This is a genomic window from Morganella morganii H1r (assembly GCF_000633515.1).
In the GTDB taxonomy this organism is placed as follows: Bacteria; Pseudomonadota; Gammaproteobacteria; order Enterobacterales; family Enterobacteriaceae; genus Morganella; species Morganella morganii_B.
The window spans coordinates 1-23,718 of sequence record NZ_AYMP01000055.1 but is presented as its reverse complement, the minus strand read 5'-3'; the positions used below and the strand labels follow the sequence as shown (position 1 = coordinate 23,718).

Genomic DNA, 23,718 nt, shown 5'->3' with positions numbered 1-23,718 from the left:
TATGGGGATCTCTCAGCGCCAATGCGGGATTTTTTATATGAAATAACAGATATTCAGATCAGAACGGAATATCGTCATCGAAGTCCATTGGCGGTTCATTGCTTTGCGGTGCTGCTGCTGCTGCCGGCTGTTGTGCCGGACGCGGGTTGTTGCCGCCGCTGAACTGCTGGGATTGTTGTGGCTGCTGTGGCTGACCCCAGCCGCCGCCCTGGGACATATTGTCGCCACCGCCGCTGCGGCCGCCCAGCATCTGCATGCTGCCGCCGATATTGACCACGACTTCTGTGGTGTAACGCTCCTGGCCGCTCTGATCCTGCCATTTGCGGGTCTGGAGTGAGCCTTCGATATAAACCTGTGACCCTTTTTTCAGATATTCACCGGCAATTTCTGCCAGTTTGCCGAAGATCACCACACGGTGCCACTCGGTCTTCTCTTTCATTTCGCCGGTTTGTTTATCACGCCATGATTCTGATGTCGCCAGTGTGATGTTGGTAACCGCACCGCCGTTAGGCATGTAACGCACTTCCGGATCCTGACCCAGGTTCCCGATAAGAATGACTTTGTTGACGCCTCTGCTGGCCATGAAATGCTCCCGATGAAATTGTTTAAAACATATAAGGATCTAGTCTAACACGTCTGAGTGGCTTTTTTGAAACGCTAATCTTTTGCCGTGATTTCCGTTGCAGATTTGCGTGTCTTCTCTAAAATCTGCTGCGCAAAATGCAATCCGCTATCAGGCAAATGCTGCTGAGATTATACACAGATTTCTTCTGGTACTGGATATCCATTCAGTGAATTATGTGCAATAATATCAGGCTGAATAAATTGTTCGCTATCTGAAACTCCCGGGAAGTGGTACATGGATAATATCGATATACGGGGCGCCCGCACCCACAATCTGAAGAATATCAACCTCATTATTCCGCGTGATAAACTGATTGTTATCACGGGGTTATCCGGCTCCGGGAAGTCGTCCCTTGCCTTTGATACCTTGTATGCCGAGGGGCAGCGCCGTTATGTGGAATCCCTGTCCGCGTATGCGCGTCAGTTCCTGTCGCTGATGGAAAAACCGGATGTGGATCATATTGAAGGGCTTTCCCCGGCGATTTCCATCGAGCAGAAATCCACTTCCCATAACCCGCGTTCCACCGTGGGGACCATCACTGAAATTCATGACTATCTGCGCCTGTTGTTTGCCCGTGTGGGTGAGCCGCGCTGTCCGGATCACGACATTCCGCTGGCAGCACAGACCGTCAGCCAGATGGTGGACAATGTGCTGACCCTGCCGGAAGGTAAACGCCTGATGCTGCTGGCGCCGGTGGTCAAAGAGCGCAAAGGCGAACACACCAAACTGCTCGATAGCCTGGCGGCGCAGGGCTATATCCGTGCGCGGATCGACGGGGAAATCTGTGATCTCTCTGATCCGCCGAAACTGGAATTACAGATTAAACACACCATCGAAGTGGTGGTTGACCGTTTCAAAGTCCGGGATGATCTGACACAGCGCCTGGCGGAATCCTTTGAAACGGCACTGACACTGTCCGGCGGTACCGCTATTATCGCCGATATGGAAGATAACAGCGCCGAAGAACTGGTATTTTCAGCAAACTTTGCCTGTCCGGTCTGCGGATACAGCATGAGTGAGCTGGAGCCGCGCCTGTTCTCCTTCAACAACCCGGCGGGTGCCTGCCCGACCTGTGACGGCCTGGGCGTTCAGCAGTTTTTCGATCCGGATCGCGTGGTGCAGAACCCGAATCTGTCACTCGGCGGCGGGGCTATCCGCGGCTGGGATCGCCGTAATTTCTATTATTATCAGATGCTGATGTCTCTGGCGGATCATTATAAGTTTGATATTGAATCCCCGTATTCAGAGTTACCGGCCAAAATTCAGAAAGTGATCCTCAATGGTTCAGGCCGTGAATCCATTGAGTTTAAATATTCCAATGACCGGGGTGATGTGACAGTCCGTCATCATCCGTTCGAAGGTGTGCTGCACAACATGGAACGCCGTTATAAAGAGACGGAATCCATGGCGGTACGCGAAGAACTGGCCAAATATATCAGTAACCGCCCGTGTATTTCCTGCGGCGGCACCCGTCTGAAAAAAGAAGCCCGCTTTGTGTTTGTCGATAACACCACACTGCCGCAGATTTCTGATTTCAGCATCGGGCATGCGATGGATTTCTTTAATAACCTGAAATTCAGCGGCCAGCGCGCGAAAATCGCCGAAAAAGTCCTGAAAGAGATTCAGGATCGCCTGAAATTCCTGGTTAACGTCGGCCTGAATTACCTGACACTCTCCCGCTCCGCAGAAACCCTGTCCGGCGGTGAGGCACAGCGTATCCGCCTTGCCAGTCAGATCGGTGCCGGTCTGGTCGGTGTGATGTATGTGCTGGATGAGCCGTCAATCGGTCTTCATCAGCGCGATAATGACCGCCTGCTGGAAACCCTGATTCATCTGCGCAATCTCGGCAATACCGTGATTGTGGTGGAGCATGATGAGGATGCTATCCGCGCTGCCGATCATATTATCGATATCGGGCCGGGTGCAGGTGTTCACGGCGGGGAAATTGTTGCCCAGGGATCGCTGGACGACATTATCGGCACACCGGAGTCCCTGACCGGGAAATTCCTCAGCGGCGAACGGCGGATCACCATCCCGGAAAAACGCAATGTGGCGGATCCGGCCAAAATGCTGACCATCACCGGTGCCGGCGGTAACAACCTGAAGAATGTGACCCTGAATCTGCCGGTCGGGCTGTTTACCTGTATCACCGGGGTTTCCGGTTCAGGGAAATCCACCCTGATCAACGACACCCTGTTCCCGATTGCCCAGACACAGCTCAACGGCGCGACCACCATTACGCCTGCGCCGTATAAGTCTGTCGAAGGTCTGGAGCATTTCGATAAAGTCATTGATATCGACCAGAGCCCTATCGGCCGGACTCCGCGTTCAAACCCGGCGACCTATACCGGTGTGTTTACGCCTGTCCGCGAACTGTTCGCGGGGGTACCGGAATCCCGCTCACGCGGTTACACGCCGGGCCGGTTCAGTTTCAACGTCAAAGGCGGCCGCTGCGAAGCCTGTCAGGGTGACGGTGTACTGAAAGTGGAAATGCACTTCCTGCCGGATGTGTATGTGCCGTGCGACCAGTGTAAAGGCAAACGCTATAACCGCGAAACTCTGGAAGTGAAATACAAAGGGAAAAATATCCACGAAGTGCTGGATATGACTATCGAGGAAGCCCGTGAATTCTTCGATGCCGTCCCGGCGCTGGCGCGTAAATTACAGACCCTGATGGATGTCGGCCTCTCTTATATCCGCCTCGGGCAGTCGGCAACCACCCTCTCCGGCGGTGAAGCGCAGCGGGTGAAACTGGCGAAAGAACTCTCCAAACGCGGCACCGGGCAGACACTCTATATCCTTGATGAGCCGACCACCGGTCTGCACTTTGCAGATATCGAACAGCTGCTGGCAGTACTGCATCAACTGCGCGACCAGGGTAACAGTATTGTGGTTATCGAACACAATCTCGATGTGATTAAAACCGCAGACTGGATTGTGGATTTAGGCCCGGAAGGCGGCAGCGGCGGTGGTGAAATCCTGATCGCCGGTACCCCTGAAGAAGTGGCAGCATGTGAACGCTCACACACTGCCCGCTTCCTGAAGCCGATTCTGAAAAGAGGATATTAATCTTCTCCCGCTTCTGAAAATACCGCAGCGTTTGCTGCGGTATTTTTTTATCCGCTTTCCGTACTGGTGAAATAATAAGCAACCCGTGATAAAATAAAGTATCAGACAACCACCGGAAACAGGAGGCGAACATGGCAAGCGGATGGGCAAGTGATTCTGCTGTTCAGGAGCAGATTGATGCCACACTGGATGATGCGGTCGCCCGGGTGCGCAGCCAGCTGACGACAGGAGAAAGCGCGCTGTTTTGTGAAGAGTGCGGTGAGCCGATCCCGCAGGCGCGGCGTGATGCGATACCCGGAGTGCAGTTGTGTGTGAACTGTCAGGCAGAAGAGGATAAAAAACAGGCCGCATTCAGCGGTTATAACCGGCGCGGCAGTAAAGACAGTCAGTTACGCTGAAACAGGCGCGGAACACAATGATTCCGCGCATCATCATTTCATGACTGAGGATTAACGGCTGACCGCCGCAAAAGCCCGCGCAATCGCATCCACATTATGACGGTTCACCCCCGCCATGCAGACACGCCCGGAACCGACCAGATACACCGCATGCTGCTCACGCAGTGCAGTAACCTGCTCCGGACTGAACCCGGTGTAGCTGAACATCCCGCGCTGATGCAGAAGATGATCGAAGTTTTTCTCCGGTAGTGTGTTTTTCAGTGTATCCACCAGCACTGTCCGCATCTCTGCGATCCGGCTGCGCATGGTGTCCACTTCCGCCAGCCACTGTGCTTTCAGTGCAGTATCATTCAGCACTTCAGAGACCAGTTTTGCCCCGTAAGACGGTGCACTGGAATAGACACGGCGCACACCTGCTTTCAGCTGACCCAGCACCCGCTCTGCTTCCTGCTGTGTCGGGCAGAGGACTGACAGCCCGCCGACACGCTCACCGTACAGTGAGAAAATTTTTGAGAACGAGTTACTGACGAAACACGGTACCTCTGCCGCCGCCATGGCGCGGATAGCATAGGCATCCTCTTCCATACCGCCGCCGAAGCCCTGATAAGCAATATCCAGGAACGGGATCAGCTCCCGCTTTTTCACCACCGCGACAACGTTGTCCCACTGCTCCGGTGTCAGATCGGAACCGGTCGGGTTATGGCAGCACGGATGCAGTAAAATGATGCTTTTTGCCGGTAACGTCTCAAATGTTGCCAGCATCTCATCAAATTTCACACCTTTGGTCTGCGGATCAAAATACGGATAATAATGGGTTTTAAATCCGGCACCGGCAAAGATCGCCTGATGGTTTTCCCATGTCGGATCACTGAGCCAGACATCCGATCCCGGGAAATAACGGTGCAGGAAATCCGCGCCGATCTTCAGCGCACCGGATCCGCCCAGCGTCTGGATCGTCGCCACACGGCCCTGGCGGATAAGCCCGCTGTCATCGCCCAGCAGCAGCGTCTGTACCGCGCTGCGGTAAGGGGAAAAACCTTCCATCGGCAGATACAGGGAGGCTCCGGTATCCTGCGCGTTATAGCGCTGTTTTGCCTGTGTGATGCTGTTCAGTTGCGGAGTCACCCCGGAATCGTCGTAATAGAGGCCAATACTGAGATTGACCTTCTCCTTCCGGGGATCCTGTTTGAAATGCTCAACGAGCGTTAAGATCGGGTCGCCGCCGTAGGCGTCTACATGTTCGAACACAAGCGATACTCCTGATTGTTATTTTTCTCACTATCAGAACATATCGCGTCACATTTTATTCGTCCAGATATTCCATCGCCACGCGGGAGGTCAGCCTGGTGATCAGTTCATAGGCACTGATGCCACTGGCTTCTGCGATTTGCTCCACCGGCAGTGAATCCCCCCATAAAATGACTTCATCACCCGCTTTATCACTGCAATCCGGCCCCAGGTCGATAGTTATCATGTCCATGGAAACACGCCCGGCAATGGGAACACGGCGTCCGTTAATCACCACCGGTGTGCCGGATGGCGCACTGCGCGGATAGCCGTCACCGTAACCAACCGCGATCACCCCCAGACAGGTGTCACGATCACTGATCCAGGTACCGCCGTAACCGACCGCTTCCCATGCTTTATGTTTACGCACAGCAATCAGGCGGGATTTGAGGGTCATCACCGGTTTCAGGCCATAATCACCGGCTTCGGTACCGCTTTTCGGTGACACACCGTACAGAATGATCCCGGGACGAACCCAGTCGAGGTGCGCCTGCGGCCAGTAAAGAATACCGCCGGACGCAGAAATCGATTTTTCCCCCGGTTTACCGGCAGCAAATACCATAAAACGGGTGATTTGTGCTTCTGTCGGTTGTGCGTCATCTTCATCCGCGCGGCTGAAATGGCTGATGATATTCACCGGCTGCTGTACGTTTTTGCATTGGCACAGCCGCTGATAAAACGCTTCCGCTTCTTCCGGACGCACGCCGAGACGGTGCATACCGGTATCAATTTTCATCCAGACTTTCACCGGATCCGATAACTGCGCCTGCTCCAGCGCCACTAACTGCTCTTCAAAATGAACCGCCACTTCCAGACGACTGGCAACAATCACCGGCAAATCCGCCGCATCGAAAAAACCTTCCAGTAAGATGATAGGTTTAACAATACCACCGGCCCGCAACGCATGCGCTTCGCTCAGACGCGCCACCGCAAACGCATCCGCCTCATTGAGTTCACGGGCGATTTCGACTAATCCGTGGCCGTAGGCGTTTGCTTTGACCACCGCAACATGACGGCTGTCCGGTGCCAATTCCCGGATCCGCTGCCAGTTGTGGCGCAGCGCACCACGGTCAATGACGGCTGTTGCCGCTTTCATAGGGGTTCCTTGGTTAGGGGTTTTTGATGTCTTGTTTGTTGTCAGGGTTATTATGCCGTCCGCATTATATTCAGACGGTTTATTCATCGTCATAACTCGGCCCTGCATAGTTATCAAAACGCGACCACTGGCCGTTGAAGGTCAGACGGACGGTTCCGATAGGGCCGTTACGCTGCTTGCCGATAATAATTTCAGCCACGCCTTTCAGATCACTGCTTTCGTGATAAACCTCGTCACGGTAGATAAACATGATAAGGTCAGCATCCTGCTCGATGGAGCCGGATTCACGCAGGTCGGAGTTTACCGGGCGTTTATCGGCACGTTGTTCCAGACTACGGTTCAGCTGGGACAGTGCAACCACCGGCACCTGTAATTCTTTGGCCAGTGCTTTCAGGGAGCGGGAAATCTCAGCGATTTCCAGGGTACGGTTATCAGAGAGGGACGGCACCCGCATTAATTGCAGGTAGTCGATCATAATCAGGCTTAAGCCGCCGTGCTCACGGAAAATCCGCCGTGCGCGGGAGCGGACTTCGGTCGGGGTCAGGCCGGAGGAATCATCAATATACATATTGCGCTTTTCCAGCAGAATCCCCATGGTGCTGGAGATGCGCGCCCAATCCTCATCATCGAGCTGCCCGGTACGGATGCGGGTCTGGTCAACGCGGGAAAGGGAAGCCAGCATACGCATCATGATCTGGTTGCCGGGCATCTCAAGGCTGAAAATCAGCACCGGTTTTTCTTCGGTCATGGCGGCGTTTTCGCACAGGTTCATGGCGAATGTCGTTTTCCCCATGGACGGACGCGCCGCAACAATAATTAAATCAGAAGGTTGCAGACCGGCAGTCTTTTTATCCAGATCCTGATACCCGGACGATACTCCGGTCACCCCGTCATGCGGCTGAGCATAAAGCTTTTCGATCTTCTCGACGGTTTCTTCCAGAATCGCCTCGATCCCTTTCGGCCCTTCATCTTTATTGGCGCGGTTTTCGGCGATCTGGAACACGCGGGACTCTGCCAGATCGAGCAGATCTTCACTGGAACGCCCCTGCGGATCGTAACCGGCATCGGCGATCTCATTGGCGACTGAAATCATGTCGCGGATCACCGCACGTTCACGGACGATATCTGCATAAGCGTTAATATTCGCCGCACTTGGTGTATTTTTCGAGAGTTCCGCCAGGTAGGCAAACCCGCCGACATTTTCCAGCTCTCCGCCGGTTTCCAGTGCTTCGGACAGCGTGATCAGGTCAATCGGCCGTCCCTGCTCGAGCAGGCGCTGCATCTGACTGAAAATCGTCCGGTGCGGGCGGCTGAAAAAATCCTCGCCGGTCACACGTTCAGAGACATTATCCCAACGCTCGTTGTCCAGCATCAGTCCGCCGAGAACGGACTGTTCGGCTTCCAGGGAATGCGGCGGTAATTTCAGCCCTTCCATCTGATGGTCACGGGGTTTGTCGGTCTTGGTGTCCTTGGGATATCTGGCCATGAAACTCTCTTACTTATCAGTGCGTCTGCCGGGGAGAATACCTGCGTCCCTGAACGGGACAGAGCGGGTAGTATAGCCCTCCTTTACCGCTGATTGCACGAAGCTTGAGTAATTTTCAGTGACATGCAATTATGCCAAATACAATAAATCATATGATTAACTGTCCCGCTTACTGTTTCTGCGCTGTCTGCAGGTAAGTGGCCACTCTTTTTTTCCGAATGAGGTTCCCTCCATGGCTAAACGTATTGAATTTGATGCACCCGGCGGCACCGATGTACTGGTTTATCGTGACTTTACGCCGGCAGACCCGGCGCCGGGTGAAGTTCAGGTGGAAAACAAAGCAATCGGCGTGAACTATATTGATACCTATTTCCGCAGCGGCCTGTACCCTGCGCCGGTATCCCCTTCCGGTGTCGGCTCTGAAGCCGCCGGTGTGGTGGTAAAAACCGGTGCAAACGTAAAACACATTAAAGTCGGTGACCGCGTGGTCTACGGGCAGTCTCCGCTGGGTGCGTACAGTGAAATCCATAACGTGCCGGAAGAAAAGCTCGCCATTCTGCCGGACGGTATCAGCTTTGAAACCGCTGCCGCCTGCTTTATGAAAGGTCTGACCGCGTTTTATCTGCTGCGCAAAACTTATGAGGTAAAAGCCGGGGAAGTCTTCCTGTTCCACGCCGCTGCCGGTGGTGTCGGACAAATCGCCTGCCAGTGGGCCAAAGCGCTGGGCGCGAAGATGATAGGTACCGTGGGTTCTGATGAAAAGGCGCAGAAAGCCAAAGCCGCCGGCGCCTGGGAAACCATCAACTACAATAAAGAAGACATTGTTGAGCGGGTGCTGGCACTCACTGACGGTGAAAAAGTCGGTGTGGTGTATGACTCTGTCGGCAAAGACACCTGGCTGCCGTCACTGGACTGCCTGAAGCGCCGCGGCCTGATGGTCAGCTACGGCAATGCCTCCGGCCCGGTCACCGGTGTTGATCTGGGGATTTTAAATAAGAAAGGCTCACTGTATGTGACCCGCCCTTCTGTCTTTGGTTACATCACCAACCGCGAAGAGCTTAACGAAGCCAGCAAAGCAATTTTTGATCTGATCCTGAGCGGTAAACTGACTATTTCTATACCTGCGGATCAGGTTTATCCGCTGAAAGATGCTGCCCTGGCACACAAACGCCTGGAAGGCCGTGCGACAACCGGATCCAGCATCTTAATTCCTTAAGATATATATTATTTAATTAACAATAAAAACCCTCGTTATTAAATGAGGGTTTTTATTAATAAATACTCCTAATTCATGTTAAATTTATATATTTATTTTTATTGATTGTTTAACGCCGGATATTTATCATTATTTTTCAATCACAGAAAAAGGAATATTTATGAATAATACGGAAATAAATCATCTTGTTGATTTTATCTATCAGGATGGCAGAATCACAAACGCTGAATTTCAGATGATTCGTGATGAAGCGGATAACCGCTTTGATGTTCTTCTTGAATGTTACGGTAAAAATAACAGCTTATCTGCATTTCAAAAATCTGCAGATGTCACTGTACAATTAATGCAGGAAAGCTTTTTTATTCTGAAAAAGAAAGCTGAAACACCAGAACAGAAAGACGAAATCAAAGCTGCATTTAATGCACAAATCAGTTATATCATCGCATGTTATAACCGTTTCTTTGATTCATTATAATTAAGAAAAATGAACTCTCTGTTCCGGGAGTTCATTATTCATATGATAATTATTCAGCTATATTCTTTCGGGTAACAAACGCCAGTGCTGCTTCAATCACCCGCAGATCTGCCCCGGCTTTATGGGCATTTTCACTCAGATGACGCCGCCACTGACGCGCCCCCGGAATGCCCTGGAAAATGCCCAGCATATGGCGGGTAATGTGACCGAGATATGTTCCTTTCGCCATCTCAGCTTCAATATACGGATACATCGCTTCCACAGCAGCGACCGTATCTGTCACCGGCAGGGTAGTATCAAACAGCGCATTATCGACCAGTGCCAGAATTGACGGGTTCTGATATGCCTCACGCCCGATCATCACGCCGTCCATATACTGCAGATGGGTTTTCGCCTCTTCTAATGTTTTAATACCGCCGTTAAGCGCCATGGTCAGGTGCGGAAAATCTTTTTTCAGCTGATACACGCGCGGATAATCCAGCGGCGGAATCTCCCGGTTCTCTTTCGGACTCAGGCCGGAGAGCCAGGCTTTACGGCCATGAATAATAAACATCTCACAACCGCCGCGATCCGCCACCGTGCCGACAAAATCACATAAAAACTCGTAACTGTCCTGATCATCAATCCCGATCCGGGTTTTAACCGTGACAGGAATATCCGTCACATCCCGCATTGCTGCGACACAATCCGCCACCAGAGAGGCGTTGCCCATCAGACAGGCACCGAACATTCCGTTCTGCACACGGTCAGACGGACAGCCGACATTCAGGTTGATTTCATCATAACCGCGTTCGTGTGCGATTTTCGCACACTGCGCCAGTGCCGCCGGGTCACTGCCGCCGAGCTGCAATGCAACCGGGTGCTCCGCCTCGTTATACGCCAGATAATCCCCTTTTCCGAACAGAATCGCCCCTGTTGTCACCATTTCAGTATACAGCAGCGCGTGGCGGCTGAGCTTACGGTGAAAATAACGGCAATGGCGATCAGTCCAGTCCAGCATCGGTGCAACGGAAAACCGGTTAAGGTTCTTATAGCCGCTCACAGCACGTAATTGCTGGGTTTCAGTGGTTTTTTCTGTTGGCGTATTTTGGTGCATTTTAGGTCTTTTTAGTGTATTTTTTCTTTATTGGCACCCCTACCAGCACCCCTGGTATTTGGGGACCTGAATAAAGGAACATATAACTGATGGCCTATTATAGCATAGAGAAACGGCAACGCGCTGATGGTTCATATCGGTACCGGTGTACGGTAGGTGTAAAAGAAAAAGGTAAATACATTTACAGAGAAAACCGGACATTCACAAAGCAGGCCCATGCGAAAACATGGGGCACACGCCGGGTTATTGAATTAGAGCAGCACGGCATTCCTAACCCTGACGATGTCACAAAACTCACAGTACGGGATCTGATTTTTAAATATATCAATGACCCCAAAATGGGTGGCAAAGCTGGCCGTACCAAAAAGTACGTGCTGAATATGCTTTTTGATTCAGAACTGGCTGCGCTGTCTCTCCCTGAGTTATCTGTTAATCATGTAATAGAACATTGCCGGGCACGCTCTGCGGCCGGTGCATCTCCATCGACAATAAACCACGATGTAAGCTATCTCACTTCTGTATTGCGATCAGCTAAACCTGTTTATGGTATTGAGTACACAGATTGCCCTTCTCACGAAGCGAGACCACAGCTCCTGCAAATGGGGCTGATCGGAAAATCACAGCGCCGCAGTCGGCGACCGCAGAATGATGAATTATCTCTGCTGAAAGAAGGACTGAAGGCCCGCAGTGAGCACCGGGAAGGAAAAATACCCTTTGTCGATATTCTCGACTTTTCTATACTGAGCTGCATGCGGATCGGGGAGGTATGCAAAATTTTGTGGTCTGATGTGGATGAAAAAAACCGCAGCGTACTGGTAAGAGACAGAAAAGATCCGCGCAAAAAAACCGGTAACCATATGTCCGTTCCGCTGCTTGGCGATGCCTGGACGATACTGCAACGGCAACCACGAACAGATGAAAGAGTGTTTCCGTATAACCCTAAATCGGTATCTGCGGGTTTCCAGCGGGTTCGTAATGCATTAGGTATTGAGGATTTGCGCTATCACGATTTACGCCGTGAGGGTGCCAGTCGGTTATTTGAAGCGGGATTCAGTATTGAGGAAGTGGCCCAGGTAACAGGGCACAGATCACTGAATGTGCTGTGGCAGGTTTATACTGAGCTTTACCCACAATCATTGCATGAGAAATTTCTCAAACTAACCAGAAAATAAAAAGCATGGGTTACCCCATGCTTTCTTATTTAGCAACGAACCAAGAAGGCCCATGCCTGATACCCGTATGCATGCGCATCGAGCATCTTGCCTGATTTACCCCGAACCTTGCGGTAGCGACAGAAAATCCAGCGGAACCCTTTTGGGGCTGCTTTTTTTACGATAGAACGTAACGCCATCCATAAAACACCTCCTTACCGAGAGAGATTTTTCTTGAATAAGCCCTCCTGAGGTGTTAATTTCAGGTTGCTACGAGATATTCAAGCGGTGATACTCTACGGATTATCACCTTTAGAGGCCCTTACTATGGCTGCAACCTAGTAGGGGTTTTTTAATACCTTTAACTGATACCTGGCTGCCTCAATTGAGACACCACAGGTTAAAGCAAGTTGTTCAGGTTCCATGTGTATTAATGATGCCGAGAATGATGCTGGTACCAATAATTCACCACTAAAGCACTTCGCTTGCCATTCACTACTCTCATATGGCTTAACATCAACCCCAGGTAATGACCTAGCAAATGCTATATTTTTGTGTAAAAGGAGATGACCTAATTCATGAGCGGCCGTCATCCTGTCACGACCATTGCCTTCAAGCGCACCATGATAAACATCCTCACGCAAAATAATTCTGTTTTCCTGCGGAAATGTTAATCCATGCGTCCCTTCCATATCCTCTTGGCTTCCCACCACAAATTCATATCCATCTAGTAATTTTGGTAGCGCTAATTCCAACACCTCCATTATTGGAAAATAAACACTAGAGATCCTTAGTACTTCTCTTAGTGTCTTCGCACCATCCCTAATCGAACTTCGACTTTGTGGAGGTACACGATAATCCTGTCCACTCAAAAGTCACCACCTTCTATTATTTGTATTTATTTAAAATATTATTCAATTGCGTTAAATCTTCTTCACTTAATTCATCAAAACTACGTGCAAACGCGATAGCTGTATCACGAGCGGTGCCATCTCTACCAGACAAGCCAATCTCCACTGATTGTTGAGATTCTAGAGCCGCATCCATTAATTCTTGTTTTTTTCCATTATCAGCGCCAAAAAAATCTATGACACTATTTAAAATAGGCTGTGTTACGGCTCTTTTTCCAGTTTCAATCGCTGAAAGGTAAGAGGATGTCATGCCGATAGCATCAGCCATACTCTTCAGAGTTATGCCTAGATCTATGCGCATTTTCCTTACTGTCTTACCGAACGGCGTTAACATTGTGTACTCCTTAGCTTAAAACGGCCGAAAGATTTCGGCTCAGCGTCAATATAAACATCCAGTGAAAATAAATCAACATTTTTTGTTTATTTTTTTCCTTTCAGTGTTCATTGTCTGACTCCGCATCACAGGGTGTCATGGGTCGTAAGTGTCAAGATAGTTGTCACCCTTTGTTAATTTAAGCAGCCTGTTTTCCCGTTCTGGATTCAGGATCACTGTGATTTTCCGCTGCCAGTCCCGTGTCTTACTTGACCACAGCTCCGGACGGTTGGCTTTTGCTATTTATACTGCATCACGCTGTACCAGCGGCACGATATCATCCCATCTGTGCTGCTACGCGGATGGCTGTCGTTGTACCAGCGGGTAAATTTCCGAGCTTCTGTCAACCTCTTAAAGCCTGATGACGGCCACTCCCCTGTCTTTTTATCTGCTCCGAGCTCGAGTTTCCCTTCTGATTTAGCCTGGCTTGGCCAGTTATAGAGCGTAGCTTCGGATATTTCTTCAGCTTGTGCAACTGCGGAAACCGTCATGTTGTAAGACCGTAGTATTCTAGCCAGTACCGCTGATTTTCGTTCAGGTGAAATACGTTTCATGTGTCATTCCGCGCCCTTGGATTAATTTTCAGAGTGGGTGGTAATTATCCTGACACTGAAGCACAACAAAAAATTTTTCCCAGCTTTCATTTCTATACGATAGAGATTAAAATTCAAAAAATAAATTTATATAGTGATACATGATATGCCAACAGATAGAGAAAGATTAATAAAACAATGCGCAGCTAAAGTGGCTACATTTTCCAGTTATTTACACATGCTATCCAGATTAAATTTAAATGATGCTGCTATCATTGCAGAAAGTAACATGTTAGATATAGTTAATTTTGTGTTTGATATGGAGTTTACTGATTTAAATAAAAAAAACAATAATTCACCAGGTATAGATTATTTAGATGAGAAGAGAGATACAGGAATGCAGGTAACAAGAGATGCAAGCTACACAAAAATAAAACATTCCATAAATATAATTTCAAATTCAAGACCAAACTTAAATGCAGTTTGGTTTCTTTTTTTAATAAATAGACCATACCAACCACGAATGAGCTCATATAATGGAATAAGGATAGAATCAATAACACTAAGTGACATTCTCATTAAAATAAACACCTTTCCTAATAGGAGATTAATTCATGTACATTCATTACTTAAAGAATTATCGATAGATAGTTACCAGTATGTAGGAGAAATAATAAAAACGCCAATAATACCAGAAAATATCAATAAATTTCATGCTATCACAGAAAAATTGTTGCAAAAAAGGTATTTATCAATAAATCCAAATTTTTCCTATGAAATAAATTACGAAGATTTATTTAATTCACTAAACAGCTTTATAATGCGTTTACAAAAAATATCACAACCTATGCGTGAATTTATTGCAGAAATAATAATACTATCAGATCAAAACACATCAACATCTCATGCAAAAAAAATCACCGTTCAAATTGAAAATCTATTTTTTAGTTTATCCGAGTATCATCAGGGTAACATCGAACACTATATTAACTATCTTAAACAAATAAATATATTATATACTGAAGATGAGATCTTAGGGGTTGATGAATCAAAAAGCAATGAAATAGACACTTATCTTAAATATAATAGGTTCATAACGGTCTCATATCCTGATTATAATTTAGATATTGACATGTTTATCGCATTAAAACATTATTTTAATGCACTAGGATATGAACAAAAAATAAGAGATGCTATTATATATTTAGATTTTACTTTACTTGGAAAGTAAAGCATCATTATCTGGATTTCTCCGAAATCAATCCCTGACCGAACGGGATTGATTTCCTCGTTTTAAATTATCATTTCTGGTCACTCCTCCCGCTCAGCCAACTCCTGCGCCATCTGCTCGGACAACTCCCGCTGCTTCACATTCCACACAGAGCCTTGCGGCATTTCGACACGAACATCGAGACGGGTTGATTCCGGCAGGTCACACGGTTCGCCGTCCTGATAGAAGATACGCTCACCTTCCGGGGTGACCTCTTTCAGCCGCCAGTTCTGGAAACGTTCCGGCAAATGCGCATGCTGACGGTGACAAGTTTCAATAATCAGGCTACCGTCACTCTGCACCCTGTCATCGACATAAACCAGCTCAAGGTCGTTATTGTCTTTCGGTACCGAAATACCACCGTTTATGCCCCAGGCACCATCTGAATTATAACCGAGTATACCGGTAATGTGATACTGGCCGGTGCCGATGCGGCTGACTTCAGCGCCTTCTGATTCGTCGTTGGTTTCGTAATGGTCATCAGGGTGGATTTCGATAATCGGGGAAGCTTTCTTAATGAACCCGTTACTGTCTGTGGTGGTATTTCTGCTGGTCCACAGGGTATGTGCATACGCGTTATTTTCATTCCCGCCAACAACCTTAACACTTCCTCCTGTATAGGATACCGCGATCGATGTATACGTATTACTTGCACAAAAATAAGCCACCGCCGAATATGCATCACTCATGGAGGTGGTTATTGTATTAGAAAATACCGAGGTAGGCGTAGCTGGTGCGCGCATATAATTATACATGTCCGGCTCAGCCCGTGAAAACTGATGACCAGAACCACCGAACCCGAATGCTCCCACCTCCATTAGATTGCCACTACCAGTGCCTGCATCCTTACCAGCTGCACTTCCAAGCGCATCTGTATTTGCTTTTTTACTCAGCGCATCACTTACCGCTTTCTCGTGTGGCACTTTAGTTGTTGATGCCCCGACTGATGCTGAGAGTTGCACAATCCCTTTTTGGGTCGTTGTTGCATCTTTAGGTTCAGGGATTTTAATATTATCTACTTTTTCGTCTATTTTCTTAATCGCTTCATTCAGCGCTTTAATGCTATCCAGCGTCACCTTTTGTCCATTCGGCAACTCAATTTCCACCTGGCCGGTGTCCGTCATCCACTGCTGCATTGCCTGGAGAAAATAAACGATATAGCCCTGATTGGCTGACATGGTGCGGGCCGCATCTGAAATGCCATCCGGGACTGTGGTGGCAATGGAGTATTTCGCACCGCTGAGCGTTACCGGGGCATTGAATGCCAACACCAGTTCGGTATCACTGTTTACCGCGCGGATCATCATACTGACTGGTGCTGTGCCGTTCTCGATGCTGATAAGCTGGCCCGGGGCAACACCGTGAATATTCTTTTTCCACTGTGTGCCGGTACCGGTTACGATCGGTGAACCGGCTTTAATGGCTATGGTGCCGTCTGTATAAATCATGGGGTTTCCTTAAATTTCAGGCATAAAAAAACCGCCGGAGCGGTTATCCATACTTATTCTTTTGGTTGATTAAAAATACCGGTCGCCATCAAGACAGTGCATATTGAAGACACCATTAATGACGCCATAGCCACCGTTCGCAATACCCTGGTAACCCATCGCCACTTCACCGAAAGACACAACATCGTACCTGTTACCTGATATCTTCAACCCGCAGGCATTCAAAAAGTATGACTCTTTGATAATTTCCCGGATATAACTGCCATAAGTGCCTATGTTGTATATCGGACGGGCATATTTAGAGTACCCTCCTTTGTTGCCGTCAAGAACCTGACCACCGAGCATTGGTGCATACCTTGTGTTATAAGTGACCTGTCCCCTGCTGTTATAGATCTCAACTCCCCATCCACTCATTTTTGACAAATTAGGCTGATGGTCAAAGACTGCAACCTGCAGTGTGGTTTCACGATCTGCCCTTATTGATCCCCCCATTCTTGTTAAAATGGCTTCCCCGGACTTTGGCCTGGCGTATGTAGAGTAACGATATTCATCACCAATATTGATTCCCGGTACCGATATTCCCGCATATCTTGGCGCATATACTTCACCAGCCCAGACGCAGTATCCGGTTTTGGTAAAATCTGACAGCGTGGTTACCCCATTCATTCCCATCAACTGAATTCCATATACATTATCTGCGGCTGTGCGTTTAGGGGTGCCAAACACATCAAATGCAAAATATTCCTGGTATGGGTCATCCCAGACATGATAAACCTGACTACCCTTCGGGGCAGCATACAGCCCGCCATCTGCAAGCCACGCCTTATCTATCCAGTTTGGCCACGCACCAGTTAAACCCGGTATATAACCACTTTGAGTTCCTTTTTTAACCACCAGAAAGGCATCATAGTTTCCAATGCCGGGAACAGGCGTGTAATAGGCCCGCTTATCTTTGTTATAAACCCACTCATCTTTAGGAAAAGGAATATCAAGCCGCCCCAACATCAGGCGAACATGCTTTAATTTGGTCAGCATCTGGCAATCAGAATCATCCAGCTGAAATGGTTTTCCGCCATTCTGTGGATTTACGTATAATCCGTATGACATTACAGTTTCCCCAGCTTCACCCGCAGTACATTGCCGGTATCATAAACCGAGATTGTCTGGTTATTAATTTCCATCCGACCACCAGATGCAGCACTGCGGACATCCAGAGTCCCGCGGAATATCGCGCTGTTAAATTCGGCATTTCCGGTTTTTGCATCAATCAGAAATCCGGCTTTACCCGGCGCGTAGTTCTCCGACTGCATTTTATCAGTGACAACCACGCTGTTGAGCCATGCCTGATTAATGAACGCCTCACGCATAAACACCTGACCGTCTTTCATGTACATAAACAGATCCATGGATTTATTTACAGGGTTATAAAATGCAAACTGCTGGGCGCTGAACCCGATAAGCGTGTTTACCTGTCCGCCCTTCAGTTCGGCCCCGATAACCATGCCGGCGGAATAGTCCTCACCGTTGTAATGAATGCGGACTTTCATATCATGAACCACCGATGCCTGACCGGATGCCATATCCCACTGCGCCCGGATGGAGTTCTGCGCCATGGCGAAACTGTCGTCTGCAGTCACCTTCACCGCGTCGATTTTCTCGGCCAGCGCCGTGGTTTCCGTGACCGTGTAGTTGCGAACTTCGATAATTTCCGCTTTCATCGCGCCGTTTTCACGCTGCCAGTAATTCCACTGGCCGTAAGCGTTGTTGGCGTTGTTGATGATGGCTTCGAAATTGTCTTCAGCCTGTGACTGCAGGTCTTTGATGATGGCTGAGTCTTCGAGCTCTTTTTGCACAGCGTCGAGGATTTCATCAGCATTACTTTCCGGAATACCACTGGCCTCAACAAATATCGATTTTCCGACCACATTTACGCTGCGGACATACACATAATAGCGGTGACCTGCTTTCATATTACGGCCCTGCACAATCCACATGGTGCCGTTACCCAGATAAGCGCCCACAGATTCAACATCGCGGATATCGGCTATCTGTTTATCTGAAAACCAAAACTCATATTGCGCCCGCAGGCTGTTCTGTCCGCCGGAACGGGGAACAATCCCGAGGCTGAAATAGCCGGGTTCAACATCAATATAAGACGGCGGCAGCGGCGGATTGACGGAGAATGATGTGCTGGCCGGTTCCCCTTTCTGCCCCCGGTCATTCTGCGGCGTGACTGTCAGCACATAATTACCCTGCGGCATACCACTGAACCGGTAAAACGATTCTTTTGTTACCGCCGTTCCGGCAACACGATCACCGATGGTCAGCTTCAGCAGGTATTCAACACCGCGCAGAGCATAGGGTGAGTTCCATGATGCTGCGGCCTGCCATGCCTCATTATCGCTGCTGATTTCCACAGTAAGATTTTCAACCGGGGGAATAAAACCACCGAGCGGCGTATCCGGCTTCGGCTCAAATACCGCACCTTTATCTACAATGGCTTCTTTTTCCGGCGCATGCTGAACAGCAGTAACAGTAAATGTGCCGTCACTGTTATCAGCCAGAGATACCGCACGGAATAACCGGCGGCGCAATGACGGCAGGGAGAGCGTCCAGACAGAATGCTGTGGTATACCTTCCGGCATCACATCAAGAGTGATCTGATTCGTCGCCGGATAGCCGGTCACTTTGATGGTTTTCGGCAGGCCGGAACCATCGGTGACAATAACGTACGCATCACCTTTGGCGGGTTTTTCGATGTTACGATCAAGCAACAGTATTTTATTTTCCGGGTGAACAGACAAAATGCGGCCGCCGATCTGCATATCCACCCAGTCGTTATCCGCTATCTCAAAAATATCGCCGGGCGTATGACGTAATCCTTCCGCACCAATTCTGAATTCAACCGTCTGCGTTTCGAGTTTTTCTGTCGTCAGGATCCACAATCCGTGCCGGTGAGCCTGCCCGCGACTGGTGCAGCCGAAGGCATCCACTCGCAGTACATTCCGGCCGTTCTGTGCCACAGAGACATCATCAGACACCTGCTCCACACTGGTTTTCCAGCCGTTATCAGGATCAATAAAGCGAACCTCGACCACGTTATGACGCGCCTTTACAGGGCTGAAGCTGTATTCAAACACTCCGTCAGCAACGTTAGCGTTAGTATACGGCCACACGGAATCAGACGGGCGGTCCTGTACAAACGTCAGAACCTGACCGTTCCACACCGGCATAATCCGCATCGAGGAACACAGCTCACTGATTACATCATAGGCTTTACGCAGGTCGGTAATATAAGCATTACAGCGGACACGTGGCTCTTTCCCCCCGAAACCGTCATCCACTTCCTGATCGCAGTACTGTCCGATCATATACAACGCAAATTTATCCACTTCGGCGATTTTCAGGCGCTGCCCCATGCCATAGCGCGGATGTGTCAGCAGATCCCACAGCACCCACGCCGGGTTATCCGACCACGCCGGTTTAAATGTACCGTCCCATATTCCGGAGTACACCCTGGTATCCGGATTATAGTTACCCGGGACCTGAATAATACGACCTCTGATAAGGTAGTTACGGCGCGGGAATTTATTGCCGAACTGCTCACTTTCAAACGTCAGTCCGGCGACCGCCGATCCCGGGTAAGTCTGGTTAATGTCGATCAACTCGGAATAGCTCGACCAGACCGTATTGTTCTGAATCTTATCCGTGGTGCTGTCCGGTGTTAACCGGCGCATCCTGACGCTGAATGGTGACGGAGGCAGGTTATCCAGTATGACCGCCATAAGGTAAGGGGAGTTGCTGCGCTTGCCGGTGATGGTGACCACTTTTTCCGTGGACCATATACTGCCGCGCTGGATCTGAATTTCCAGTTGCACCGATGTCGGTACCCTATCGCCGTTGTCTTTGGATTCAACCAGAGACTGCGTCCCGAACGTCAGCCGCAAACGGTCGATATACGGCGAAGTGATTGTCCTGGTAACCGGGGCATTGTATTTTACCTCGATACCGACCGGCTCCTCATTAGCTGATGACGTAAAGCCATACAGCCCGGGCTGCTCCAGTGTTCCGGCGCGCCATTGTGCTGTCATGCCGTTCACTGTACTGTTTCCTGACCCGTCAATAACCGGAGTATCATCCAGATACACACAGGATAAATCATTCACCACATTATTGATTTCTTCCGGTCCTTCAATCGGTCCCTCACTGATCAGATCAATCAGGGATATTTTCTGCCGTGAGCTTAAATCATTCGGTGCCTCATAAGGAGTGCTCTGCCCGCCGCCGCCCTTTCCCATCTGTTACCTCGCTTACCCGCCGTGTTTACCCGCATCAATATTGGTACCGTCACTGTCATCCATAATCTCAATCGACTGTGAGATCACCCTGGAACCGCACATAATCCGCCCGTAGGCCACCGGTACAGCCACACCCTGTGCAACTGTATTTTCCAGGTTACTGAAGTAGGTATTCCCTTTTTCTTCCTCACCCCGTGACATATCAGGCTGTTTCGCCACCGGTGTCAGCATCTGAGCAACACCGCCCAGCATCATGGCCGCACCGGCCGACATCAGCGCACTGCCGACAGCCCATCCACCGGGGTTCCACCATCCGAGCCCCAGCACAGCAGCACCAGCGATAAACTGAAAAACCCCGCCGTTTTTTGCCCCTTCGATACGCGGGACAATATGAATGATCGCATTCCGGGGCAGTCGTTCATTAAATCTCCGGTGAATTTCATCCGGGGAAACATCACTGCCGGCGATCCGTATCTGGTACCAGCCGTCACGGATGCGTTGTCGCAATTGCGGGATCTGGAGCAAAAGTGCATGAATACCTTCAGAAGCCGTTCCGACACTCAGATCAAAGCGGCGTCCAAATCGTTGCAAATCCCCGTAAAGCCGGAAAGTTGCCAGTGGCGGTAACGCCAGATCGAGTGAGTCATTCGTTGCCATCGTGAGTTATATGCCTCGCGCTTACTGAGTTGGTTAGGTATGTGATGTAGAATGGTCTGTGCGCCAAGATAAACAGCGGCATGGTTTGCCCGGGAACTGGCGTAACAGAACAGGATCACATCACCCGGCTGAATATCTTTTTTCACCCGGACAAAGCCGTTGTTCTCCATATTGTCCAGGTAGAGTTCTTCACCGTGCCGCCACCAGTCATCATGCCGCTCAAAGTCAGGCAGACTGATGCCGGCCAGGTGATATGCGTCCCGGAACAGGCTGTAACAGTCTGTGACACCATGAACAAACTGCCTGCCCAGCAAAGCCGGTACCGGTTCATACCGGTGAATTTGTCCGTCACAAACCAGCAGCCACGGCAACCCGCTGTTTATCTGCATTGTTCTGTCTGCGCTGCTCAGATACGGCTGGCCGCCGGGATGACTGTGAACCACGGCAACAACCTCGCCCCGATCACCGGCACGGATAAAATCATCAAACGCGACAGTAAAATGGTGTTCCGGATCCGGGGACTGATTCCGGCACGGCAGGTACTTCTCACCCTGCTCATTACGGATAATCAGGCCACACGATTCCCGGGGCGCATCCGCCTGAGCGTGCGCCAGAATGGCTTGTTTAATCATAGAAATCCTCTGAGGTGTTATCTGCTGAGGCGGGAAGTCGATACAAATGCCCCGATTCGTGACTGGTTGTTGCGGAGTTTGCAGTCAGGGAGCCGCTTGCCGCACTTGTCCTTTGCCGGATCGCTGGTCGGCTTGCCCCATTCATCAGCAACCGGCGGTCCGGTATAACCACATTCTGAAGACCGGTACCCCCACGGACACACATCCGATAAAATAACCCGGCACGGCAGCATTGCGCCGTCTGTTTCACTGGGCGCAGCCAGCATGAAAGAGGCTGTTTTATTATTCAGACTGGTGACCTGTTCAATCACCCAGCGGCTGATAATTTCCTGTGACGGATCAGCATCCGGGTTTCCGCCCTCAAAGTTATCTGCATCGAGGAACCGGGATTTAACCACCCTGCGGATCACGTAACCACCACCGGCCCCATCCAGCTGACTGACAATACCGGTGATCAGGCCGAACAGGTTGGACAGTGTAATCGTCGGTCGTCCTGACGGGCCTTTACCGCTGTAGGTGAAACCCTCTCCGCTGACGGGATAGGGATCATAAACCTGCTTTTGCCAGATAAGCGGCTTTCGCTGACTGTTCATGCCGTTATAAAACCGGTACCGGATGCCGCCGATATGAGTGAGGTCGATTTCAAACAGTTCGATTTCAGGGTCGGAAGCCAGCTCAGTAACCGCAATCCGCATTTCCGGAGAGATATTTTGCATTGCGCCTCCCGCTACTGTAACCGGGTAATCTGTGAATTATTTCCCGTTACCGGATAAAGCAGCCGCATCTGCCCTTTAACATCAAATGCAGCCATACACCGGGCATCAAAATCCTTATAGTCAGCTGAGCTGTTGGCGATATTGGTTACTGCCACCATTTGTTCTTCAACTTTTCGTAAGGCATCTGCCTTGAGGTACTGATGAATTTTTTCACGCGCTGACCGGTTTTCTTTTACCGATTCGTAGACATAGTCAGGCAATGCAACGCCGTATACCCACTTCGCCGTGATCATCCCGAAGAGTGACGGACACCCGCCGACATGACCAAAGTAAGGAACACCGGCCATTTTTGACAGTGCGCGATAGTAGGGCTCCTGAAAGCGCTTTTCCCACTCAGTGGCGTCTTTGTATGTCAGCAGGCCTATAACCTGCTCTTCCGTCAGTGTCATATTCTGCGCCATCAGCATATTTTTTATATGCCGGTCACAGGCGCGGGCGAATTTTGGTGATAACCAGCGGGCAAACTCAATGACCAGTTCCGGGTGAATCCAGGTGCCGCCATTACGCCCCCTCTCCACACGTACTAAAAGGTGAGAAATCTCACCTTTTAAATTTATAGCTTCAATATCAAGCTCCTGACCAATTTCTTTTGCATATTCTTTTGTTGAATCCAGTCGCAGCCAATCAAGAGCTCTTTTATCAAAATATTTTGCTGCCACTGTTGCATTCACCCAGCAATCACCATTAAACGGGATCAGGGATTCGTCATACTTCATGGGTATGATTTTAATCATGATGCTTTCCTTATTTAGGTAATGAACCTTTGCCACATAGGAGATCAGCCCATCGAAGCAGCATCAGCTATAGCTGATCCCCTCAAAGGCTCATTCCTAAATATCGGCTCGATGTTTAAAAGCGTGTGTGCATGTGGTGCACAGGTGGGTAAAACTGAATTTCAGGTATAAAAAACCCGCCGGAGCG

The 23,718-nt window shown here is 49.6% G+C and carries 21 protein-coding genes; 6 read left to right on the top strand and 15 right to left on the bottom strand.

Annotation, left to right across the window (positions count from 1 at the left end):
- Positions 1 to 58: 58 nt before the first annotated feature.
- Positions 59 to 583, bottom strand: a complete 525-nt coding sequence (locus tag U868_RS0121510; RefSeq protein WP_025155077.1) for a single-stranded DNA-binding protein — start codon at positions 581 to 583, stop codon at positions 59 to 61.
- A gap of 276 nt (positions 584 to 859) precedes the next feature.
- Between U868_RS0121510 and uvrA the strand changes: the two genes are divergently transcribed.
- Together uvrA and U868_RS0121500 are read left to right on the top strand one after the other, a co-directional pair.
- Positions 860 to 3,694: an excinuclease ABC subunit UvrA gene (gene uvrA / locus U868_RS0121505; protein ID WP_025155076.1), complete on the top strand. Its 2,835-nt coding sequence runs from the start codon at positions 860 to 862 to the stop codon at positions 3,692 to 3,694.
- Between the two features lie 131 nt (positions 3,695 to 3,825).
- A complete protein-coding gene (locus tag U868_RS0121500; RefSeq protein WP_025155075.1) occupies positions 3,826 to 4,092 on the top strand; it encodes a DksA/TraR family C4-type zinc finger protein in 267 nt (88 codons plus the stop codon).
- 51 nt (positions 4,093 to 4,143) lie between these two features.
- Here the strand turns inward: U868_RS0121500 and U868_RS0121495 are convergent, their stop codons facing one another.
- The 3 genes from U868_RS0121495 to dnaB all read right to left on the bottom strand — a co-directional run bounded on the left by U868_RS0121495 (position 4,144) and on the right by dnaB (position 7,961).
- Positions 4,144 to 5,340 (bottom strand): aromatic amino acid transaminase, encoded by a 1,197-nt coding sequence (locus tag U868_RS0121495; protein WP_025155074.1) that lies wholly within the window; start codon positions 5,338 to 5,340, stop codon positions 4,144 to 4,146.
- A gap of 55 nt (positions 5,341 to 5,395) precedes the next feature.
- Positions 5,396 to 6,475: an alanine racemase gene (gene alr, locus U868_RS0121490; protein ID WP_025155073.1), complete on the bottom strand. Its 1,080-nt coding sequence runs from the start codon at positions 6,473 to 6,475 to the stop codon at positions 5,396 to 5,398.
- A 79-nt stretch (positions 6,476 to 6,554) separates the two neighbouring features.
- Positions 6,555 to 7,961, bottom strand: a complete 1,407-nt coding sequence (gene dnaB, locus U868_RS0121485; RefSeq protein WP_015422419.1) for a replicative DNA helicase — start codon at positions 7,959 to 7,961, stop codon at positions 6,555 to 6,557.
- A 232-nt stretch (positions 7,962 to 8,193) separates the two neighbouring features.
- Here dnaB and U868_RS0121480 point away from each other — a divergent pair, with 232 nt between their 5' ends.
- A complete protein-coding gene (locus U868_RS0121480) occupies positions 8,194 to 9,177 on the top strand; it encodes a quinone oxidoreductase (protein WP_004238260.1) in 984 nt (327 codons plus the stop codon).
- Positions 9,178 to 9,337: 160 nt separating this feature from the next.
- Positions 9,338 to 9,652: a hypothetical protein gene (locus U868_RS0121475; RefSeq protein WP_025155072.1), complete on the top strand. Its 315-nt coding sequence runs from the start codon at positions 9,338 to 9,340 to the stop codon at positions 9,650 to 9,652.
- Between the two features lie 49 nt (positions 9,653 to 9,701).
- On the opposite strand, the gene dusA is transcribed toward U868_RS0121475, so the two are convergent.
- Entirely contained in the window at positions 9,702 to 10,748 is a 1,047-nt protein-coding gene (gene dusA / locus U868_RS0121470; RefSeq protein WP_025155071.1) for a tRNA dihydrouridine(20/20a) synthase DusA, read from the bottom strand.
- A gap of 89 nt (positions 10,749 to 10,837) precedes the next feature.
- On the opposite strand from dusA, the gene U868_RS0121465 reads away from it, so the two are divergent.
- Positions 10,838 to 11,920 carry a tyrosine-type recombinase/integrase gene (locus U868_RS0121465; protein ID WP_025155070.1) on the top strand — a complete coding sequence of 361 codons (1,083 nt, stop codon included), beginning with the start codon at positions 10,838 to 10,840 and terminating at the stop codon, positions 11,918 to 11,920.
- 317 nt (positions 11,921 to 12,237) lie between these two features.
- On the opposite strand, the gene U868_RS23850 is transcribed toward U868_RS0121465, so the two are convergent.
- From U868_RS23850 to U868_RS24225, 3 genes are all read right to left on the bottom strand, one after another.
- A complete protein-coding gene (locus U868_RS23850; RefSeq protein WP_036412295.1) occupies positions 12,238 to 12,771 on the bottom strand; it encodes an ImmA/IrrE family metallo-endopeptidase in 534 nt (177 codons plus the stop codon).
- Positions 12,772 to 12,787: 16 nt separating this feature from the next.
- Positions 12,788 to 13,144 (bottom strand): helix-turn-helix domain-containing protein, encoded by a 357-nt coding sequence (locus tag U868_RS23845; RefSeq protein ID WP_025155068.1) that lies wholly within the window; start codon positions 13,142 to 13,144, stop codon positions 12,788 to 12,790.
- 278 nt (positions 13,145 to 13,422) lie between these two features.
- Positions 13,423 to 13,737: a transposase gene (locus U868_RS24225; protein WP_025155067.1), complete on the bottom strand. Its 315-nt coding sequence runs from the start codon at positions 13,735 to 13,737 to the stop codon at positions 13,423 to 13,425.
- Positions 13,738 to 13,882: 145 nt separating this feature from the next.
- Between U868_RS24225 and U868_RS0121445 the strand changes: the two genes are divergently transcribed.
- A complete protein-coding gene (locus U868_RS0121445; protein WP_162817276.1) occupies positions 13,883 to 14,947 on the top strand; it encodes an SMEK domain-containing protein in 1,065 nt (354 codons plus the stop codon).
- Between the two features lie 80 nt (positions 14,948 to 15,027).
- Here U868_RS0121445 and U868_RS26070 read toward each other — a convergent pair whose 3' ends face one another.
- The 7 genes from U868_RS26070 to U868_RS0121410 all read right to left on the bottom strand — a co-directional run bounded on the left by U868_RS26070 (position 15,028) and on the right by U868_RS0121410 (position 23,531).
- The gene (locus tag U868_RS26070) at positions 15,028 to 16,434 is read right to left on the bottom strand and encodes a hypothetical protein (protein ID WP_025155065.1); all 1,407 of its coding nucleotides are present in this window, start codon (positions 16,432 to 16,434) and stop codon (positions 15,028 to 15,030) included.
- Between the two features lie 69 nt (positions 16,435 to 16,503).
- Positions 16,504 to 17,541, bottom strand: a complete 1,038-nt coding sequence (locus U868_RS0121435) for a hypothetical protein (RefSeq protein ID WP_025155064.1) — start codon at positions 17,539 to 17,541, stop codon at positions 16,504 to 16,506.
- A complete protein-coding gene (locus U868_RS0121430; protein ID WP_025155063.1) occupies positions 17,541 to 20,732 on the bottom strand; it encodes a host specificity protein J in 3,192 nt (1,063 codons plus the stop codon). The genes U868_RS0121435 and U868_RS0121430 overlap by 1 nt, the downstream gene beginning before the upstream one ends.
- A gap of 12 nt (positions 20,733 to 20,744) precedes the next feature.
- Complete coding sequence (locus U868_RS0121425; RefSeq protein ID WP_071997755.1) at positions 20,745 to 21,389, bottom strand: tail assembly protein; 645 nt, start codon at positions 21,387 to 21,389, stop codon at positions 20,745 to 20,747.
- Positions 21,293 to 22,027 carry a C40 family peptidase gene (locus U868_RS0121420; RefSeq protein WP_025155061.1) on the bottom strand — a complete coding sequence of 245 codons (735 nt, stop codon included), beginning with the start codon at positions 22,025 to 22,027 and terminating at the stop codon, positions 21,293 to 21,295. The genes U868_RS0121425 and U868_RS0121420 overlap by 97 nt, the downstream gene beginning before the upstream one ends.
- An 11-nt stretch (positions 22,028 to 22,038) precedes the next feature.
- A complete protein-coding gene (locus tag U868_RS0121415; RefSeq protein WP_025155060.1) occupies positions 22,039 to 22,737 on the bottom strand; it encodes a phage minor tail protein L in 699 nt (232 codons plus the stop codon).
- Between the two features lie 11 nt (positions 22,738 to 22,748).
- Complete coding sequence (locus tag U868_RS0121410; protein ID WP_025155059.1) at positions 22,749 to 23,531, bottom strand: KilA-N domain-containing protein; 783 nt, start codon at positions 23,529 to 23,531, stop codon at positions 22,749 to 22,751.
- Positions 23,532 to 23,718: the final 187 nt, after the last annotated feature.

Excerpts from the sequence above, each read along its gene's own strand:
- U868_RS26070 (WP_025155065.1), bottom strand. The coding sequence starts at position 16,434 with ATGATTTATACAGACGGCACCATAGCCATTAAAGCCGGTTCACCGATC.
- U868_RS0121475 (WP_025155072.1), top strand. The coding sequence starts at position 9,338 with ATGAATAATACGGAAATAAATCATCTTGTTGATTTTATCTATCAGGAT.
- U868_RS0121465 (WP_025155070.1), top strand. The coding sequence starts at position 10,838 with ATGGCCTATTATAGCATAGAGAAACGGCAACGCGCTGATGGTTCATAT.
- U868_RS0121415 (WP_025155060.1), bottom strand. The coding sequence starts at position 22,737 with ATGCAAAATATCTCTCCGGAAATGCGGATTGCGGTTACTGAGCTGGCT.
- U868_RS0121480 (WP_004238260.1), top strand. The coding sequence starts at position 8,194 with ATGGCTAAACGTATTGAATTTGATGCACCCGGCGGCACCGATGTACTG.
- U868_RS24225 (WP_025155067.1), bottom strand. The coding sequence starts at position 13,737 with ATGAAACGTATTTCACCTGAACGAAAATCAGCGGTACTGGCTAGAATA.
- U868_RS0121430 (WP_025155063.1), bottom strand. The coding sequence starts at position 20,732 with ATGGGAAAGGGCGGCGGCGGGCAGAGCACTCCTTATGAGGCACCGAAT.
- U868_RS0121425 (WP_071997755.1), bottom strand. The coding sequence starts at position 21,389 with ATGGCAACGAATGACTCACTCGATCTGGCGTTACCGCCACTGGCAACT.
- alr (WP_025155073.1), bottom strand. The coding sequence starts at position 6,475 with ATGAAAGCGGCAACAGCCGTCATTGACCGTGGTGCGCTGCGCCACAAC.
- U868_RS0121410 (WP_025155059.1), bottom strand. The coding sequence starts at position 23,531 with ATGATTAAAATCATACCCATGAAGTATGACGAATCCCTGATCCCGTTT.
- U868_RS0121435 (WP_025155064.1), bottom strand. The coding sequence starts at position 17,541 with ATGTCATACGGATTATACGTAAATCCACAGAATGGCGGAAAACCATTT.
- U868_RS0121510 (WP_025155077.1), bottom strand. The coding sequence starts at position 583 with ATGGCCAGCAGAGGCGTCAACAAAGTCATTCTTATCGGGAACCTGGGT.
- uvrA (WP_025155076.1), top strand. The coding sequence starts at position 860 with ATGGATAATATCGATATACGGGGCGCCCGCACCCACAATCTGAAGAAT.
- U868_RS0121500 (WP_025155075.1), top strand. The coding sequence starts at position 3,826 with ATGGCAAGCGGATGGGCAAGTGATTCTGCTGTTCAGGAGCAGATTGAT.
- U868_RS0121445 (WP_162817276.1), top strand. The coding sequence starts at position 13,883 with ATGCCAACAGATAGAGAAAGATTAATAAAACAATGCGCAGCTAAAGTG.
- dusA (WP_025155071.1), bottom strand. The coding sequence starts at position 10,748 with ATGCACCAAAATACGCCAACAGAAAAAACCACTGAAACCCAGCAATTA.
- dnaB (WP_015422419.1), bottom strand. The coding sequence starts at position 7,961 with ATGGCCAGATATCCCAAGGACACCAAGACCGACAAACCCCGTGACCAT.
- U868_RS23845 (WP_025155068.1), bottom strand. The coding sequence starts at position 13,144 with ATGTTAACGCCGTTCGGTAAGACAGTAAGGAAAATGCGCATAGATCTA.